This is a genomic window from Arthrobacter sp. Soil736 (genome assembly GCF_001428005.1).
GTDB lineage: Bacteria > Actinomycetota > Actinomycetes > Actinomycetales > Micrococcaceae > Arthrobacter.
Genome location: NZ_LMSB01000056.1, coordinates 37422 through 54363 on the forward strand (window position 1 = coordinate 37422; position 16942 = coordinate 54363).

Annotated in this window: 14 protein-coding genes and 1 pseudogene; 9 read left to right on the plus strand and 6 right to left on the minus strand. The window is 58.8% G+C overall.

The window, feature by feature from the left end:
• Window positions 1-301: 301 nt before the first annotated feature.
• The 4 genes from ASG92_RS23465 to rfbA all read right to left on the minus strand — a co-directional run bounded on the left by ASG92_RS23465 (window position 302) and on the right by rfbA (window position 5642).
• Window positions 302-2209 carry a glycosyltransferase gene (locus ASG92_RS23465; RefSeq protein ID WP_082579692.1) on the minus strand — a complete coding sequence of 636 codons (1908 nt, stop codon included), beginning with the start codon at window positions 2207-2209 and terminating at the stop codon, window positions 302-304.
• A complete protein-coding gene (locus tag ASG92_RS27800) occupies window positions 2206-3354 on the minus strand; it encodes a glycosyltransferase family 4 protein (RefSeq protein ID WP_082579693.1) in 1149 nt (382 codons plus the stop codon). Before ASG92_RS27800 ends, ASG92_RS23465 begins: the two co-directional genes overlap by 4 nt.
• Window positions 3355-3369: 15 nt before the next feature.
• Entirely contained in the window at window positions 3370-4548 is a 1179-nt protein-coding gene (locus ASG92_RS27805; RefSeq protein ID WP_082579694.1) for a glycosyltransferase, read from the minus strand.
• A 233-nt stretch (window positions 4549-4781) separates the two neighbouring features.
• Window positions 4782-5642: a glucose-1-phosphate thymidylyltransferase RfbA gene (gene rfbA / locus ASG92_RS23475; protein ID WP_056634754.1), complete on the minus strand. Its 861-nt coding sequence runs from the start codon at window positions 5640-5642 to the stop codon at window positions 4782-4784.
• Window positions 5643-5697: 55 nt separating this feature from the next.
• Here rfbA and rfbB point away from each other — a divergent pair, with 55 nt between their 5' ends.
• The 6 genes from rfbB (at window position 5698) to ASG92_RS23505 (ending at window position 13690) form a co-directional block, all read left to right on the plus strand.
• Complete coding sequence (rfbB, locus tag ASG92_RS23480) at window positions 5698-6696, plus strand: dTDP-glucose 4,6-dehydratase (protein ID WP_056634226.1); 999 nt, start codon at window positions 5698-5700, stop codon at window positions 6694-6696.
• 3 nt (window positions 6697-6699) lie between these two features.
• Window positions 6700-8112: a bifunctional dTDP-4-dehydrorhamnose 3,5-epimerase family protein/NAD(P)-dependent oxidoreductase gene (locus ASG92_RS23485; protein ID WP_056634229.1), complete on the plus strand. Its 1413-nt coding sequence runs from the start codon at window positions 6700-6702 to the stop codon at window positions 8110-8112.
• A gap of 122 nt (window positions 8113-8234) precedes the next feature.
• The gene (locus ASG92_RS23490; RefSeq protein ID WP_056634757.1) at window positions 8235-9662 is read left to right on the plus strand and encodes a sugar transferase; all 1428 of its coding nucleotides are present in this window, start codon (window positions 8235-8237) and stop codon (window positions 9660-9662) included.
• 49 nt (window positions 9663-9711) lie between these two features.
• Entirely contained in the window at window positions 9712-11025 is a 1314-nt protein-coding gene (locus ASG92_RS23495; protein WP_056634232.1) for a UDP-glucose/GDP-mannose dehydrogenase family protein, read from the plus strand.
• Window positions 11026-11116: 91 nt separating this feature from the next.
• The gene (locus ASG92_RS23500; RefSeq protein WP_056634758.1) at window positions 11117-12901 is read left to right on the plus strand and encodes a DUF4012 domain-containing protein; all 1785 of its coding nucleotides are present in this window, start codon (window positions 11117-11119) and stop codon (window positions 12899-12901) included.
• A gap of 168 nt (window positions 12902-13069) precedes the next feature.
• Entirely contained in the window at window positions 13070-13690 is a 621-nt protein-coding gene (locus ASG92_RS23505; protein ID WP_056634235.1) for an LPXTG cell wall anchor domain-containing protein, read from the plus strand.
• A gap of 158 nt (window positions 13691-13848) precedes the next feature.
• Here ASG92_RS23505 and galU read toward each other — a convergent pair whose 3' ends face one another.
• Window positions 13849-14742 (minus strand): UTP--glucose-1-phosphate uridylyltransferase GalU, encoded by an 894-nt coding sequence (galU, locus tag ASG92_RS23510; RefSeq protein ID WP_056634237.1) that lies wholly within the window; start codon window positions 14740-14742, stop codon window positions 13849-13851.
• 120 nt (window positions 14743-14862) lie between these two features.
• Between galU and ASG92_RS23515 the strand changes: the two genes are divergently transcribed.
• The 3 genes and pseudogenes from ASG92_RS23515 to ASG92_RS27815 all read left to right on the plus strand — a co-directional run.
• Window positions 14863-15300, plus strand: coding sequence for a VanZ family protein (locus tag ASG92_RS23515; protein ID WP_056634238.1), 438 nt, complete (start codon window positions 14863-14865; stop codon window positions 15298-15300).
• A gap of 123 nt (window positions 15301-15423) precedes the next feature.
• On the plus strand, window positions 15424-15705 hold the full coding sequence (locus ASG92_RS27810) for a hypothetical protein (protein WP_240987273.1): 282 nt from the start codon (window positions 15424-15426) through the stop codon (window positions 15703-15705).
• Window positions 15684-16032 (plus strand): annotated as a pseudogene (locus tag ASG92_RS27815) (winged helix-turn-helix domain-containing protein); the annotation flags it as partial. The gene ASG92_RS27810 and the pseudogene ASG92_RS27815, both read left to right, overlap by 22 nt.
• Before the next feature lie 24 nt (window positions 16033-16056).
• Here ASG92_RS27815 and ASG92_RS23520 read toward each other — a convergent pair.
• A complete protein-coding gene (locus ASG92_RS23520) occupies window positions 16057-16521 on the minus strand; it encodes an Hpt domain-containing protein (RefSeq protein WP_200952070.1) in 465 nt (154 codons plus the stop codon).
• Window positions 16522-16942 lie beyond the last annotated feature (421 nt).

The following is a 16942-nucleotide window of genomic DNA, read 5'->3' on the forward strand; positions in this document are numbered from 1 at the left end:
CAACTTCGGCTCGCCGGCTCAGCATAGACACCAGTCACGACAAAATTCCTGCGCCCCGTGAGGCGCAGTGCAGCGCCAATCCATGGATTGTTGGCCAAATACGGACCGGGGACGCTGGGCAGCAGTGTCCGCAGTGCGAGGGCGAATGAGTCTAGGCCGATACCAAAGATCCGGGATCCAAGACGCTTTCCGTTGGTTGCGGCCATTTGCTGCCTACACACTCGGTCTACATAGGGACTCGCTAGCCAGGCTTGATCTGCCTCCGGGTTCGCTGGGCCAATCGCCAGAAACGTATAGGGTTTCACCGCAGGCTCCTTTTTGTATGTGCAACTGTCTCGGAAATCCAAGTCCGCCAGTCTGAAACCGCCGCATCAAAGAACTTGTTTGCGGCAGCTTGAGCTTCTGGAGCGCCATTTCGTATCGCGTGCCTGACGGCGCTCGTCCAAGGGTTTGGTTCAGCGGATTCGGCGTTATTGGATTCCGGCACCAATAGACTTGAGTCGGCGCCGTACATGTCCGCCAAGCTCGAAGCCGCGCGTCCCACGATTGGCGTGCCTGCCTCCAGTGCCCGGATCGCGATGCCACTTTGATAGAAGCGCTTGTAGGGAATGACGATCACGTCGCTGGAACGAACCAGGTCGTCCATTTCCTGTTCGGATACGAAGCGTGCATCCACGCTCCATCCCGCCACGGTTGGCCACCCTCGACCGACTATTTCTAGCGCGCAGTCATCGAGTTCAGTAGCGATGGCCTTCAGGGCATCAAAGTCCCTGTCTTGTTTGAACTGACCCAGCACACGTACAACAGGGCGTTCCTTCTGAGGGTGACCGCCTGTCCCGTTGCGACCATTAGGTCGAAGCATTGGATGGGCCAAGACTTCCAGTGACTGACCAAGCCCAAATTCCCGCATGGCCTCTGCTGCGGCCAAACTGTGAACGATTATGCGAGGCCGGTTTGGAATCGCGGAAACCATTCGCGCGATGAGTCTCCCGCTGCCAATTGAACGAACTAACGGCTTGGGGTCGTGATAGACGATTGCCGTCGAACGACCGCAAATCAGCTTGGCGACAGCGAGGTCTAGAAAGCCGGCCACCGGCCATGTCACGAGGGTTTGGGAAGTTCTGTAGCCCGGGCGACTTTGCGACGCGTTACTCAGCAGTCTCAGGTAATCAAAGACCCATCGCCAACGGCTGGATCCGGCGACGGACGGTTCATTGATCGATTGAACTTCCACGTCCGAACCAGAGGCCCTGAGCATTTCTGCCAAAGCGTCCGTGTAGTGGGCAAGGGCCGCACCTAACGGATTTATGAGGACAATCTTGGGCTGCCCATCAGCTTGGGGAGCCGGCCTGAGTGACATTCCCGCCCTCCAACCGGCTACAAGTGGCGCCCACTGCGACGTCCCCCGCCTCTTGATCATGTCTCGTGCAATTGAAGTTGCTACCACGTAGGGGGCTGACGCGATTCTCTGCAGTCCAGTCCCATTTTTGGCTTGGAACAGTTGGATATTGCGTGTCTGATAGAACGCGGGGGTTCCTCCTGAGCTCTGCCAGACCACGGCTCGCGGCTCTAGGATCACTTCCCATCCAAGTCTTCGCAACGACTGCTGATGGTCGGTCTCTTCCATGTAGAGGAAGAATGCTTCGTCAATCGAGTGCCACTCGATAACCGATTTGCGGAACAGCAGGAACGCACCGTCTAGCCAAGACACGGCATGAGACTCAGCGCCGTTGAGAATACTCCTTGGTGACTTGTGGCCATGATGTCGCGGCAGCCCAAGAATCCGCGAAAAGTAGCCTCCGAGGGACCACACGAGTTCGGAATCCACTCCTGTGACCAGGGCCGGGCCAACCACGGCTGCCTTATCACGGCTCGCCAGCGTGGACTCCAATTTTCGAAGCGCCCCCGGTTCGGGTAGAGCCTCGTGCGTAGACACCAACAAATATTGGGCGTCCTTCGAGTTCTGGGCGTGCCATGCCACGCCCAGGTTAACTGCCGCCCCGTATCCGTCGTTGGAGCAGAACAGCAACTCGACACCTTCCGGCAAGGAGGACTTCAACTGCTCGGCGTGAGAGGGCTGCTCGCTGTTGTCCACTACGAGCAGCATTGACGGGGAAAGCCCCTCTGTGAGCAGGCTGGCAATCGTTGCTGGCAGTGTGTCGTAGCTGCGGTGGTGTACAACTACAGCCGCAATTCTTGAAGCGTTCAACTTTTGCGATCCTCACTGGAGGTAGGTAGGACAAGCGTATGCAGCCATGAATCAGAAGCAACTCTGCCAGGTGTTTCCGGAAGGGTTGCCAACACGGACTCGCGCCCGAGCGGTGTTTTGAGGGCGCCAATTATCGCGGCCGGCAAGTCTCGCCTGACAGATTTCTCTGATATGACGACATGCCCGTTATCGCGCAACCAGGTGGCGAGTCCGGTCTCGTCAGTAGTAACGATGGTCACTCCAGCGGAAAGTCCTTCCACGATCGGTAAACCAATCTGCTCCCTCCATCGGCCGGCGCGCCTAGAAGGCGCCACCAGTACGTCTGAGGCCGAAATGATGCGAGCAGTTTCATCATGCTGAACAAAACCAGCGTAGGTGCGGCTGTCGGGCATTTCCGCACACCACTGTGAGACTGCGGTGGCATACTTTCCCCCGCCGACGACGGTCAACGACGCTTGCGGAACGGCCCGTTCCACGGATGTCCAGGCCTCCGTCAGATCGAGGATGCCCTTCCGATCGTCTAGCTCACCCACAAATATTGCGCGAAGACGACTCTCAGCAGTGGAGTCCAAAGGAACCGGACGAGTGCTCCTGGCCGGTAACTCCTCGATTAGCCTGTGTGGAATCTTGCTCACGCCGTCTAGCGAGTGGTACAGAACCTTAGAAGCCGCACTACCGAATACAAAACGATCAACTGTCAACCGAACGAAAAGGCCCGCAGCTGCACGTGCGGCTCTTTCCACGAGAGGATGACAGGCTCCGGTGGGTGATATGAGATTTCTCAAATCGTTGTTTTCTATGGCGTAAGCTACCGAAATTCGCCGTCGTCGCCCCATGAGTCCAAAAAGTTTCCAGGCCCCAGACAACAGTAGATTCTTTGCGGCAAAGCGAAGCCAGAGCGGTTCGGGGATTTCCAACACGTCAGCCTCCGTGGAGGCGAGAATCCGAATGCATTCAAAGAGACTAACCTTGCGGAAAGACGAAGGGATCACGGTTTTTCCAAGATCATATTTCTCGTCAAAATACAAAGTTAAAGCAGGAGTCATCCGCCGAGCCCGCTCAACCTGCGCTGCCCTCAGCTCAGGGCGGATCCGAATACTTGAATACGAAGAAGACATATCAACCGAGGCTCGTTCACTTTTCATAGTCCTAGTCGCCAGCTACTGATCTACATTCATATTCAGTGTATCGGGACCGGAAGTCATTCGAGATTCGACGGATGCCGAGGTTTTCTTCACGTCAGAACCGGCGGCTTCACGGATTGTTCTCTCGTAAGCGCCACAGACATCGGCCCAGTTGTACTTTTCCTTGGCTCGATTCATGTTGAACGAACTGGCGGCCCCGCGAAGGTCCGGGTTGCCCAGCATGTCCCGGATAGCCCGTTCTATTGCGTCTGACTCAGGAGCGACAAGATGATCCTCGAGGCCCAAAACCTCGAGGTTGTAAACCGTGCGGCGCGCTACTACGGGGGCGCCGCAGGCCATGGCCTGTACCAGGGCGGGGTTGGTCCCCCCGACGCTGTGCCCATGAAAGTATGCGCCGGCATGCTGCCAGAGAGACATGAGTTTTTGATCGTCGCTGACGTGTCCCAACCAAGTTACATTCGGAAATTCGTCGCTAAGGCGCTTCGCAGTATCGTCAAGTTCGCCGCCATACCCCGCCGATCCGACGATAACAACCGGATGATCGACTGCGATGCGCCTCGCGGCACTAAAAAACTCGGCAACAGTATTTTCAGGTACAAAGCGCGCCACCATCAAAACATACTTACCGGGCTCCAAGCCGGGAACGACACCCAGAGGCTCTAATACGTCGCCACCATAGGGAATAAAAACGCTCTCACGGCCAAATTCTTCTTTCCATCGGCGCTGAATCTCTACGGAGTCGCTAACCAGCACGGAGCCGAATCGTGCAGTAAATCGTGCGCCCAATTTGAAGACAAACTTTGCCAGCCTGCCCCATTTCGCTCGCTCCCATTCAATTCCGTCAACATTCACAACAGTAGGAATGCCACGCAGCTTGAGCAGAGGGAGCCAAAATCCATTTGCAACGTTCATGACCAAGGCGACGTCCGGCTTCGCCACCAAGGAGTGCAGTACAGAAGTGAGTCCAAAAGTCAAAGTGCTCAAGGACTTGTTCTCGAGGCCCCAGGTTTCGACTGAACGAACTCGCTGATCTCTCGACGAATCATCAATCTTCGTAGCACCTTTGCGGCCGTAGACCGTCACAGTCCAACCACCGGCGACGAAGAATGGAGCAAGTTTTCTTACGGCAGTCTCAAAGCCTCCGTAATAGCTTGGATAGCCCCGCGTTCCTATGATTGACACAGACTTCGACATTTTTTGGTTCCTTGTCTCAATATTGCTAGCTTCTCAGCGTTGGCGTGATTGGCCTTCGTCGCACTTTGTTGTTTGGCTAACCTTCAGCCACATTTTGCTGGGTGGCCAGGATCTCTCAGTGTCAACTGGCAAGTCAGTAGCGCTATTTGATGGTGCTAGCCTGCACGCAGTTTCGACACAGATTCAACCGGTTGATTCTGCACGGTCGCTTGGTTGGGTAAACGCTTCAATGCTCAGACAAGAAGGCTGAGGAGGTAGGCACCATAGCCGCTCTTTACAAGCGGCTCGGCTCGTTGGCGTAACTCGTCGTCGGTAAGGAAACCCTGACGCCAGGCAGTTTCTTCAGGTGCGCCGACTTTGAGACCCTGCCGGTTCTCCAAGGTTTTAATGAAGTTGGACGCGTCATTCAGGTCGTTGAACGTCCCTGTGTCTAGCCATGCCGTACCCCGCTGGAGCACTTCGACCTGAAGTTTTCCGCGGTCCAAGTAAGTCTGATTGACGTCCGTAATCTCGAGTTCGCCGCGCGCCGACGGACGGAGATTCTTTGCTATGTCCACTACGTCGTTATCGTAGAAATAGAGGCCGGGGACCGCATAGTGACTCTTGGGATTTTCCGGTTTTTCCTCAAGGGAGATCGCGCGTCCGTGGTCGTCAAACTCCACTACTCCATAGGCTTTCGGATCCTGCACCCAATATCCGAATACGGCGCCTCCCTCAATGTCTGAGTAGCGGCGCAGCTGCGTTCCTAAGCCATGTCCGTAAAAGATGTTGTCACCGAGCACCAAGGCAACGGAATCATCGCCAATGTGGTCTGCACCGAGGGTGAATGCCTGGGCTAGCCCGTCGGGCGAGGGCTGCTGAACGTACGTGAGGTTTACGCCGAACTGCGAGCCGTCCCCAAGTAGTCGCTGAAACTGCTCAGCATCGTGCGGTGTAGTGATGATCAGGATGTCCTGGATTCCAGCCAATATTAGGGTGGATAGAGGGTAATAGATCATGGGCTTGTCGTAGACCGGTACAAGTTGCTTGCTGATGCCGAGGGTAATCGGGTGCAGTCGCGATCCAGTTCCCCCAGCTAAGATTATTCCTCGCATGGGCCAAATCATTTCGTGTTCGTAACACTTCCGCAAACCGGTAAGGTCATACTTCATGGGGCATCTTCTCGTAACCGGTGGCGCCGGTTTCATAGGTTCAAATTTCGTCCGCTACGTGCTGGAAAACACAAGCGACCAGATCACGGTCATAGACAAGCTCACTTACGCCGGCAATATCGAGTCTTTGGCCGGCCTTCCCGAGGACCGTTTCCGGCTGGTCCATGGCGACATCTGCGATGCCGGCGTCGTCGACGGACTCGTCGCCGACGCGGACGTGGTGGTCCACTACGCAGCGGAATCGCACAACGACAACTCGCTGCACGATCCCCGCCCGTTCCTGGACACAAACATCATCGGCACCTACACGCTCGTCGAGGCTGCCCGCAAGCACAACAAGCGGTTCCACCACATCTCCACCGACGAGGTTTACGGCGATCTCGAACTGGACGATCCGGAGCGCTTCACGGAGGACACCCCGTACAACCCGTCCAGCCCGTATTCATCCACCAAGGCCGGCTCGGACCTGCTGGTGCGCGCTTGGGTGCGGTCCTTCGGCCTGCAGGCGACAATCAGCAACTGCTCGAACAACTACGGTCCCTACCAGCACGTGGAGAAGTTCATCCCGCGCCAGATCACCAACGTGATCGACGGTGTCCGCCCCAAGCTTTATGGCAAGGGCGAGAACGTCCGTGACTGGATCCACGCGAACGACCACTCTTCCGCCGTCCTGGCGATAATCGAAAAGGGCCGGATCGGCGAGACATACTTGATCGGGGCCGACGGCGAGAAGAACAATAAGGACGTCGTCGAACTGATCCTCAAGCACACGGGCCAGGCCCCCGATGCGTACGACCACGTCGTAGATCGGCCCGGCCACGACTTGCGCTACGCGATCGACTCTACGAAGCTCCGCGAGGAACTCGGCTGGGAGCCGCGCTTCTCCAACTTCGACGCCGGCATCGAGGACACCATCGCCTGGTATCGGAACAACGAGGACTGGTGGCGCCCGCAAAAGGCGGCCACGGAAGCCAAGTACAAGGAACAGGGCCAGTAGACCATGGCGACCGAGTTCTCGAAAAAGCTCACAGCACACGAAACCCCGATTCCCGGCGTCGTCCTGTACGACCTTCCGGTCCACGGAGACAACCGGGGCTGGTTCAAGGAGAACTGGCAGCGGGAAAAGATGGTGGCCCTCGGCCTGCCGGACTTCCGCCCGGTGCAGAACAATATCTCGTTCAACGAAAAGGCCGGGACCACCCGCGGGATCCACGCAGAGCCGTGGGACAAGTTCATTTCGGTGGCCACGGGTCGGATTTTCGGTGCCTGGGTGGACCTGCGTGAGGGACCCTCGTTCGGCGCGGTCTTCACCGCGGAGCTGGAGCCCAGCCAGGCCATCTTCATCCCCCGGGGCGTAGGCAACGCCTTCCAGACCCTGGAGGACAACACCGCCTACACCTACCTCGTCAACGACCACTGGTCCGCGGATGCGCAGGGCCAGTACACCTTCCTGAACTTGGCCGACGAGACTGCCGCTATCACTTGGCCCATCCCCTTGGAGAAGGCCGAACTATCCGACAAGGACAAGGCACACCCCCGCCTCGCGGACGTGGTGCCGATGCCGGCCAAGAAGATGCTCGTGGTCGGCGCGGACGGCCAGCTCGGCAAGGCCCTGCGGAAACTGTACGACGGCGACGCGTCGGTCGAATTTGCCGGCCGGAGTGACTTCGACCTGGGCAGCGAAGATTCCTTCACGGACCGGAACTGGAAGAACTACTCCACGGTCATCAACGCGGCAGCCTACACTGCCGTGGACGCGGCGGAGACGCCCGAGGGCCGGGCCGCTGCCTGGGCCGTCAACGTCACGGCCGTGGCGCGGCTGGCCCGCACTGCCGTCGAGCAAGATCTGACCCTCGTCCACGTCTCCTCGGACTACGTCTTCGACGGGACCCGCACGACGCACGGCGAGGCCGAACCTGTGGCACCGCTGGGCGTATACGGGCAGACCAAGGCCGCGGGAGACGCCGTCGTCAGCGTTGTTCCCCGGCACTACATCGTGCGCACGAGCTGGGTTATCGGCGAGGGCAACAACTTCGTCCGGACCATGGCGTCGCTCGCGGAGCGCGGCATCGAACCGTCCGTCGTCGATGACCAGATCGGGCGGCTGACCTTCACGGAGGACATCGCCGCCGGCATCCGGCACCTGCTGGCGAGCGGCGCGGACTACGGCGTCTACAACCTGAGCAACGACGGCGACCAGCAGTCGTGGGCGGACATCGCCGCGGACGTCTATGAGCTTTCCAGCAAGCCGCGCGACGCCGTCACGGGTGTCAGCACGGAGGAGTACTTCAAGGGCAAGGCCGTCTCACCGCGGCCGCTGAATAGTGTTCTGGATCTTTCGAAGATCAAGAGCACGGGGTTCATCGTGCCGCTCGCCGAAAGCCGGCTACAGGATTACGTCAACCGTCGCTAGAGACCCGAGGTTGTGCCCCTGCCTGGGAAACATTAAGGAGGAACGGCACCACGCTATAGTCTGACGGGTGAATCGCCCGCGGAACTTTGACTTACTAATTTTGGGGATGCTAATTGGGGACGATGCCAGATTGGCGCGTGCGGACGTCCCGCACGTTGCGTGTCGTTGACGCATTTGTGATTACTTGGGCGATTGCTGGCGCATATATCGTGAGGTTTGGTTTTGAGCCAAGCTTCGTCGTTCATGGTCAGGAAATTACTTACGCGTGGCTTTCCATAGCTCTGATCGTGGCCTGGTGGCTGATGCTGGGAGCATGGAACAGCAGACAAAGTCGCGTCCTGGGATCAGGACCTGACGAATACAAACGAGTTGCCGCGGCTTCGCTTTGGTTGTTTGGCCTCGTCGCTATATTTTCTTACGTTCTTCGTATTGACACCGCCCGAGGCTATGTCGGAATTGCCCTACCGGTCGGGGTAGTTGGACTGATCCTTGCCCGTTGGCTGCTTCGTCAGCACTTGAACGTCCGCCGTCAGGGTGGCAACAGCATGTCCCGTCTTCTCGTTTTGGGTGGACCCAGTGCCGTGGCGCATCTCGCGAGTACACTCGTCGGCGCCAAACACGCGGGCTACCTTCCCATAGCTGCCTATACGCCCGGTTCGTCCGAGAAGCATTCATTCGAGCCGATTTCTGGTCTTCCGATCCTCGGCCACGATGCCGATATAAACTCGATCCTCTACGCCATTGATGCGTGCAGAGCCGACGCTGTTGCTGTCTCGGCTGGTGTGCAGCTGCATCCCCAGACCCTTAGGCATCTTGGGTGGGAGCTAGCGTCTCGCAATGTGGGGCTCATCATGGCCCCCGCACTCACCGACATTGCCGGTCCACGTATCCACACCCAACAGGTGGCTGGGCTACCCCTTATCCATGTAACGACGCCCTCTCTCGAAGGCGGCCAGCGAGTTGCCAAGCGGTTGTTCGACGTCGTTGTTTCCGGCGCACTCATCCTGATCGCGGCACCCATTATGGTCCTCTTGACCATCCTAATAAAAATAGACAGCCGCGGTCCGGTGCTTTTCAAGCAGGAGAGAGTGGGCATTGAGGGCGCCCCCTTTAACATGCTCAAATTCCGGTCAATGGTGGTCGACGCTGAAGCGCGGCTCGCGGATCTTGAGCACCGCAATGAAGGCAATGGCGTGCTATTCAAGATTAGGAACGACCCCAGAGTCACACGTGTGGGCGGGGTCCTTCGGAAATACAGTCTTGATGAACTGCCTCAACTCTTCAATATCTTCGCCGGATCCATGAGTCTGGTCGGACCACGACCGCCTTTGCCAAGAGAGGTGGAGGCTTATGAGCACGATGTTCGGCGACGATTGCTGGTCAAGCCAGGTCTCACCGGTCTTTGGCAAGTTAGCGGTCGATCCAATTTATCGTGGCAAGATTCCGTACGTCTCGATTTGTACTATGTCGAAAACTGGTCGCTCGCTGGCGACGTCGTCATTATCCTCCGGACCGTCCGCGCTGTCTTTCACAGCACTGGCGCCTACTAGAACACGTTCGTACGCGGACGACGGCCCTCTCGGGGAAGGAAACATCAATATGCGCATTTCGGTCATTGGTTGTGGGTACCTAGGTGCTGTGCACGCCGCCTGCATGGCAAAACTAGGACATGAAGTTGTCGGCATCGACGTGGACGAGCGAAAGATCTTCGAGCTCTCGTCAGCCAGGGCGCCGTTCTATGAACCGGGACTGGAGGAACTTCTTCGCGACGTACAGGAAACAGGCCGTCTATCATTTACAACCGACATGTCTGCTGCGGCTGGCAGCGATGTCCACTTCATTTGTGTGGGTACGCCACAGAAGAAGGGGGAAAACGGCGCCGACATGACTTATGTTGACGCCGCTACCATGGGGCTGTTGCCGTACCTGGCCGCTGGCGATGTGGTGGTAGGTAAATCCACGGTTCCCGTGGGGACTGCCGCACGTCTGGCAAAGCTAGTGCAAGACCAGGAACCGACGGCTCACTTAGTATGGAATCCGGAATTCCTGCGTGAAGGTCACGCCGTGTCAGACACTCTTCAGCCCGACCGATTCGTCTATGGGGTCGAGGATGGCTCGGAGGACCATCCCGCCATAACCGTGCTCGATGACGTGTATGCAACGCCGCTAGCCTCCGGCACTCCACGGCTCATAACTGACCATCCGACAGCCGAACTGGTCAAGGCCGCCGCCAACTCATTTCTCGCAACAAAGATCTCATTCATCAACGCCATGGCAGAAGTTTGCGAGGCCGCGGGTGCGGACGTAACTAGACTTGCGGACGCTATCGGCATGGACGACCGCATCGGCAGAAAGTTCCTCAACGCCGGAATCGGATTTGGTGGTGGCTGTCTCCCGAAAGACATACGCGCATTCATGGCCAGGGCAGGTGAGTTGGGTGCCGATCAAGCACTGACATTCCTTCGTGAAGTCGACGCCATAAACATGCGACGCAGAACGAGAGTTGTAGAACTCACACGTGAGCTGTGCGAAGGCACGCTCCTGGGCAAGCGAATCACCGTGCTCGGTGCCGCTTTCAAGCCGGAAAGCGACGATGTTAGGGATTCCCCGGCGCTCAGCATTGCTGCCCAGCTCCAATTACAGGGTGCCGTGGTTACGGTGACCGACCCGAAAGCGCTCCCAAATGCAGCGAAGCGGTTTCCGGAACTGCATTTCGAACCGGAGTTGCACGACGCCATATCCCGAGCTGATGCGTTGCTTGTTCTGACTGAATGGCAGCAATACCGGAGCCTAGATCCCTACGCACTCGTCAGCCGAGTCAATTCTCCGCGTATTCTCGACGGACGCAACGTTCTCGATCCAGGAAAGTGGCGTGCAGCCGGTTGGACTTATCGTGGACTCGGACGGGCGTAAGGTGTCGACCCCGCGGCCGCACGTAGAGTCCGATTTCTCCGCCGGCGCAGATAAGAACACAAGCCCACCTGCAAGGCGCCGCCGTCGGTTCTTGTTCGCGATCGTCCCGTTGGCCGCTTTAGTTGGCCTGGCAATAGCCAGTGCTGCCTGGCTTGGATTCAAAGCCTCAACTATCAGCACTGAGTTGAATGCCGTCAACCAACTGGTGCCGCAACTCCGGGACAACGTACTTCAGGACAATGCAACTGCGGCGACAAACACGGTTAGGGATCTACAAGCACATACGGCAACGGCACGCGAGGCAGCCGCCGATCCCTTGTGGACAATGGCCGAGGCGCTGCCTTGGCTAGGAGCCAACTTCCAAGCCACCCGCGAGGTCGCAACCTCTGCAGATGACGTGGTCCAGTTGGGGGCCGCCCCCCTAATTAGCGTCTTCAAGACTCTCGAATGGAAGTCGTTACTGCCGCACGGCAAGGGCATGGATTTGGCACCGTTGGCTGCCGCCGAACCAAAGCTCACTTCTGCGGCTCACGCTGTGCGGCAGTCCTCGGATCGCCTGAATGCCGTCAACGCAGACGCCCTAATGCCTCAAATCGCAACTCCACTTGTCCGTGCCCGAGAGCAACTCGGTTTGCTCCGTGATGGGCTCGACGCTGCAGCGGGGGCGGCGAGTATTTTGCCGCGAATGATGGGCGAGAAGGCTCCACACCGCTACCTCCTGCTCATCCAGAACAATGCCGAATTGCGCGCGACTGGCGGCATCCCAGGCGCGCTTGCTGTCCTGACCGTAGACAAAGGGAAATTGTCACTAGGATCCCAGACGAGCGCGACTGCGATGGGCGCCTTTAGCCCGGTCATGAGCGTTGATGCGGATCAGAGTCTGATTTACTCCACACGCCTCGGCAAGTTCATGCAGGACGTCAATCTCACACCTGACTTCCCGACTGCAGCCAAGACCGCCCAGGCAATGTGGGAACGGAAGACCGGTGAGCAACTGGACGGCGTGATTTCGATAGACCCGGTGGCACTAAGCTACATACTCGGTGCCACGGGTCCGGTTACCATCAGCGAGCCGCTGCTCCAAGGCATTGCCGGAGATCTGCCATTGGAACTCACGGCCAAGAACGTGGTTCCGACACTGCTTTCAGATGTCTACTCGACAATCGCCGATCCCGACATGCAAGATGAGTATTTCGCCGGTGTCGCCCAAGAAGTGTTTTCCAAGATTTCCGCAGGGAGTGGCGATACCAAGAAACTCATCGACGGACTCACTCGCGGAGCATCCGAACGCAGAATCCTCATGTGGTCCGCCAAAGCCGACGAGGAAGCTGTTATTTCTCAGTACCCGCTTGGTGGCGCCATTACGGGTGCCAGCATCTCCCCCGCACAGTTCGGTGTCTACTTCAACGACGGCACCGGTGCAAAAATGGACTACCACGTGAAGCGAACAGTGCAATTGGTCGAGGAGTGTCCGGCAAATGGTTACGCCGAGGTCAAGGTGCGCATCGTTAGCACCAACACGGCACCCAAGGACGCGGCAACGTCCCTGCCCGAATACGTGACTGGCGGCGGCGCTTTCGGAGTCCCGGCAGGTAGCGTTCAGACGAACGTCATTGCCTACGGCCCTGTCCAGTCGAACGTGGAAACAGCGTTCGTGGCAGGAAAGAAAACTGGCTTCGCCTCGCATAGGCACGGCGGCCGTCCAGTAGGGTCAGCCACCATCCGTCTTGCCCCTGGCCAAAGCACTGTGGTCGAATTCACGTTCGGCAAGATAGTGCAGCACACCGAGCCTCAACTAGCGGTAACGCCAACGGTTCAGGCGCTGAAAGACATGGTTTTGGACACGATTCCGCCGAAATGCGTTCCGGCTCCGTAGCCAGCTCATTAACAATATGTAAAGTGTCTGGATTCACTTTGGAGTCACCCTTGCAGGGGTGATAGCCTCTTTTTGGGCAAGACATCGAGATTCACCCCACGGTCACATGGGGATGGGGAATCTCCACAATAATGTGACATCCGTGTTAAAAGGTCTCAGGGGGGACAAATGAAAAAGTCTATTGCTGCGCTCGCGCTTGCAGGAACCATCGCACTGACCGGCACCGCGCCGGCTGTTGCCGCCAACTACCCGGCTCCGCCCGCCAACTCCGCCGTTTCAGATGGCGTCGTTGGCCCTGGCGAAGACTTCACCTTCTCCGCCAGGGGCTTCTTCGCTGGCGAACCGCTTATCATCCGTGTCACGCCGGGCGCCGCTCCTGCGGCCACTGGCGCAAGCATCGCCGGCGGTGCCAGCCGCTCCGTACCCAGCAAGATCAGCGTTCTCCTTGCAGCACAGGAGCTCAATGCAACTGCTGACGCTGCAGGTGCAGTTGCACTGCCGCTGACCATCAGCGAACCTGGCACCTACACGATCACTGCAACCGGCGTTAACTCCGGGTTCACCAGCGACCCGGTGACCGTCACCGTCGCAGGTGCTGCTGGCACTGACCTGTCTAACACCGGTGGCAACACTGGCGCTGGCCTGGCCAACACCGGAGCAGGGCTCGCAAACACCGGTGCTGACTCCAGCCTCATCCTGTGGTCACTGGTCGGTGGCGGCGCACTGGTAGCCGGCGCTGCCTCGGTGGTAGTAGTTCGCCGCCGTGCCAACGCTGAGGCCTCTGCCTAAGCACCAGGTACCAAAAGCTCCTAAAGAGGCGGTTGATTTTCCGGATTACGGAGAATCAACCGCTTCTTGTTTTTCCTTCCATCCCCATCCGAACCACCATCCAAAAAATGCCCGCCGCGAGATTCGCGCCGGGCATTATTCGTCCCAATTGTTTGGCGTTAGCCGTTGAATTCCTTCATCCAAGACTTCAAGTCCTCGCCGAACTCAGCGCGTTCTGTCGCCAACGTAATCACGGCCTTCAGGTAGCTGAGCTTGTCACCGGTGTCATAGCGCCGGCCGCGGAACACGACACCGTACACACCGGTTCCCTCACCTTCGCCAGCGGCTAGCGTCTGCAGCGCGTCTGTCAGCTGGATCTCGCCGCCGCGGCCAGGTTCGGTCTCCTCAAGGACGTCGAACACCGCAGGATGCAGGACGTAGCGGCCGATAACGGCCAGGTTCGACGGCGCCTCGTCGACGGACGGCTTCTCAACGAGGCTATTGACTCGGACATATTCCTCGCCAGCGATCGCCGAGATGTCAGCGCAGCCGTAGGCACTGATCTGGGACGGCTCCACCTCGATAAGTGCGATCACCGAACCGCCGGTCTTGGCCTGGACGTCCATCATGGTCGTCAGGAGCTCGTCCCGCTCGTCGATGAGGTCATCACCCAGCAGGACAGCAAAGGGCTCGTCCCCGACATGCTGACGGCCGCACAGGACGGCATGTCCCAGGCCCTTGGGCTCGCCCTGGCGGACGTAGTGGATAGGTCCAAGGCCTGCGGCGTGCTGGACGGCGTCCAGGCGGGCCTGGTCGCCCTTGAGTTCCAAGGTGCGCTCGAGGGCAGGCGCACGGTCGAAGTGATCCTCCAGAGCCCGTTTATTGCGGCCGGTGATCATCAGCACGTCGGTCAGGCCGGCATTGACGGCTTCCTCGACCACGTACTGAATGGCCGGTGCATCCACGACCGGCAGCATTTCCTTCGGCATGGCCTTGGTGGCTGGCAAGAAACGCGTGCCCAAACCGGCGGCCGGAATAACTGCTTTACGAACTGATTTCCCCAATGTAGTCATGGACGAACTCTATAAATTGACTCGCAGAATGCGAAATTTCACGCTCAAGATTTCGGGGTATCCCGTGGCTCGCGTAGCTTCGTACATATGGGTAAGTGGGGTCAGTCAAACACAGAACGCGTGGCACGCGTTCTGTTGGCTATCTACCTCGTGGGGCTCGCGGGAGTAGCATTCTGGCCATCGCCGGTAGACCGGCCAGTCGCGGGCCGGCTCCAGACCGTACTCTTCGCACTGCACAAGGTCGGGCTGCCGATTCTGATCAATTACAGCTTCGTGGAATTCGCGTCCAACATCCTCATGTTCGCGCCCATCGGGGCCCTGGCGACGTTGGCATTCCCGGCCTCCCACCGCGGAAGGATTGTCCTCAGCGCGTTCTTGATGTCCTGTGGGATGGAACTGGGACAGATGCTGTTTCTGCATGACAGGGTCCCCAGCGCGATGGATATTGTGGCGAATACAAGCGGCGCGATGCTGGGGATTTGGGTTTTGGGTGTTGTGGAGGACTGGCTGAGACGGGCTGATTTCGACAGGCTCAATCAGCGGGGGCCGACAGGCTGATTTCGATCCGCCGTTTCGTCAAGCTCAACCAGCGGTGGGTCTCGAGGGCTTCGACAAGCATGATCAGCGGGCGGTGTCGACGGTTTCGACATACTGCGCTGGGCACCCGTTGCCGGGGCAACCGTGGCCACGGACCCCCGCCGCCAGTCCAACCCCAAAGACTTCGCACAATCCCGGGAGACGTTCTACATACTGTCCAAGGAAGGCGCCGGATCGGCCGCACGGCTCACAACAGCCCTCGCCGTCGCAATTGCCGAGGCCATGGAAGAACGGGCAGAGCGCGCCGCGGCGGCTGTCCCCGCATCAGAACCCGCAGAAGCATCAGCCGCGTCACCAACCAACCGGGTCTGTACAGCTAATGTCCGCCGTAACGGCGGAACGCCTTCAGCAACGCGTACGTCGTGATGCTCACCGGCAGGACGGAGGAGCTGGACGAGGTGACTGCTTTCAACTCCGAGGTCGACGATTACATCACCAAACCGTTCCGCCCCCGGGAGTTGCGGGCCCGAATAGCCACGATGATGCGCCGGCCCAGGCAAGAGGCCACGGGAGCGCGGGGATTTCTACCGTGACGACGCCTATGTCAGTGAAGCCGATGAGCGCGCCGTGGAGGTGCACATCGGCAATCTCTGCCGGAAGCTCGGGGATGATCCGGACCGCCCCCGCTATTTGCAGACGATTCGCGGAGTAGGTTACCGGCTCGGGCAGGGCACCCCTGAAGGGCCAGCGTAACGGCGGACTGCGGTCATGCGGTGGCTACTGGCGGTTCTTGAGGATGTAGCGGAGATTCAGTTCGTTCACCGTCGCCCTTCCGGAGTCTGCCACCACGGGCAGGAGCGCCTGTCCGCTGTGTAGGTCGCCTGCCTGGATGAGGCTCTGCAGCTTCCCGGCGATGCCCGCCAGGCGCTTCCCTCCGACCATGGCGGAAGAGATCTTCAGGCTGATGACAGCATCCAGCGCCGCCGCGCGGTCCTGGCCCTCTAGTGCAGTGGTCAGACGATGTTGCCGCTGTTCCCACAGGGCGGCGTAGTCACGGGCAAACCGGTGTGCGACGTCCGGGCTTTGCAGTTGCTCCGCCAGTTCCTCAAGGACTGCCGGATCGATGAGGGCCTGCCGGTCGCCGTCGTTTCGGAGGACCGTCGCCGGGTCTGCTCTGGAGAGCGTCTGCGACGGGACGCAGCCAGCGGATCCTTCGCGAGGGCTGGGGTCTGAAATGGCCATCTGTTAAGGCTACTTTCGGAATTCGGGGAACCGCCCGACTCCCGCGGATCCTGCGGAAACCTTGTGGCTATCCTTGTGCGGCGGTGGCTATTCTGCACGTCGTGTTCCTGCGACGGACGGTGGCGCTTATGGCCCTGGGGACTGAAACCGCAAATCAAGCCACAAACGAATTACCCCGGAAACTCGCACTTGCCGACGCCTTGCGAATAGCAGGCTTCGGGTCTAGAACGTAGTCATAGAACAACGTTGACGAACATGCAGGAAATGACCGGCATATTCGCCCGGAAAGGACCCGTGATTTCGAGTCGCTGGACCTTGAGTTTCCAGTCAGCTCGGTGCTGACATATCGGCGTCGGTTAGTGAAAATCGCCGCGATCCAGCGTCGACCTGTGCCCGGCGACAATGCCCGATCCCGGCCCGG

Excerpts from the sequence above, each read along its gene's own strand:
- ASG92_RS27800 (WP_082579693.1), bottom strand. The coding sequence starts at position 3,354 with ATGAAAAGTGAACGAGCCTCGGTTGATATGTCTTCTTCGTATTCAAGT.
- ASG92_RS27805 (WP_082579694.1), bottom strand. The coding sequence starts at position 4,548 with ATGTCGAAGTCTGTGTCAATCATAGGAACGCGGGGCTATCCAAGCTAT.
- rfbA (WP_056634754.1), bottom strand. The coding sequence starts at position 5,642 with ATGCGAGGAATAATCTTAGCTGGGGGAACTGGATCGCGACTGCACCCG.
- rfbB (WP_056634226.1), top strand. The coding sequence starts at position 5,698 with ATGGGGCATCTTCTCGTAACCGGTGGCGCCGGTTTCATAGGTTCAAAT.
- ASG92_RS23485 (WP_056634229.1), top strand. The coding sequence starts at position 6,700 with ATGGCGACCGAGTTCTCGAAAAAGCTCACAGCACACGAAACCCCGATT.
- ASG92_RS23490 (WP_056634757.1), top strand. The coding sequence starts at position 8,235 with ATGCCAGATTGGCGCGTGCGGACGTCCCGCACGTTGCGTGTCGTTGAC.
- ASG92_RS23495 (WP_056634232.1), top strand. The coding sequence starts at position 9,712 with ATGCGCATTTCGGTCATTGGTTGTGGGTACCTAGGTGCTGTGCACGCC.
- ASG92_RS23505 (WP_056634235.1), top strand. The coding sequence starts at position 13,070 with ATGAAAAAGTCTATTGCTGCGCTCGCGCTTGCAGGAACCATCGCACTG.
- galU (WP_056634237.1), bottom strand. The coding sequence starts at position 14,742 with ATGACTACATTGGGGAAATCAGTTCGTAAAGCAGTTATTCCGGCCGCC.
- ASG92_RS23520 (WP_200952070.1), bottom strand. The coding sequence starts at position 16,521 with ATGGCCATTTCAGACCCCAGCCCTCGCGAAGGATCCGCTGGCTGCGTC.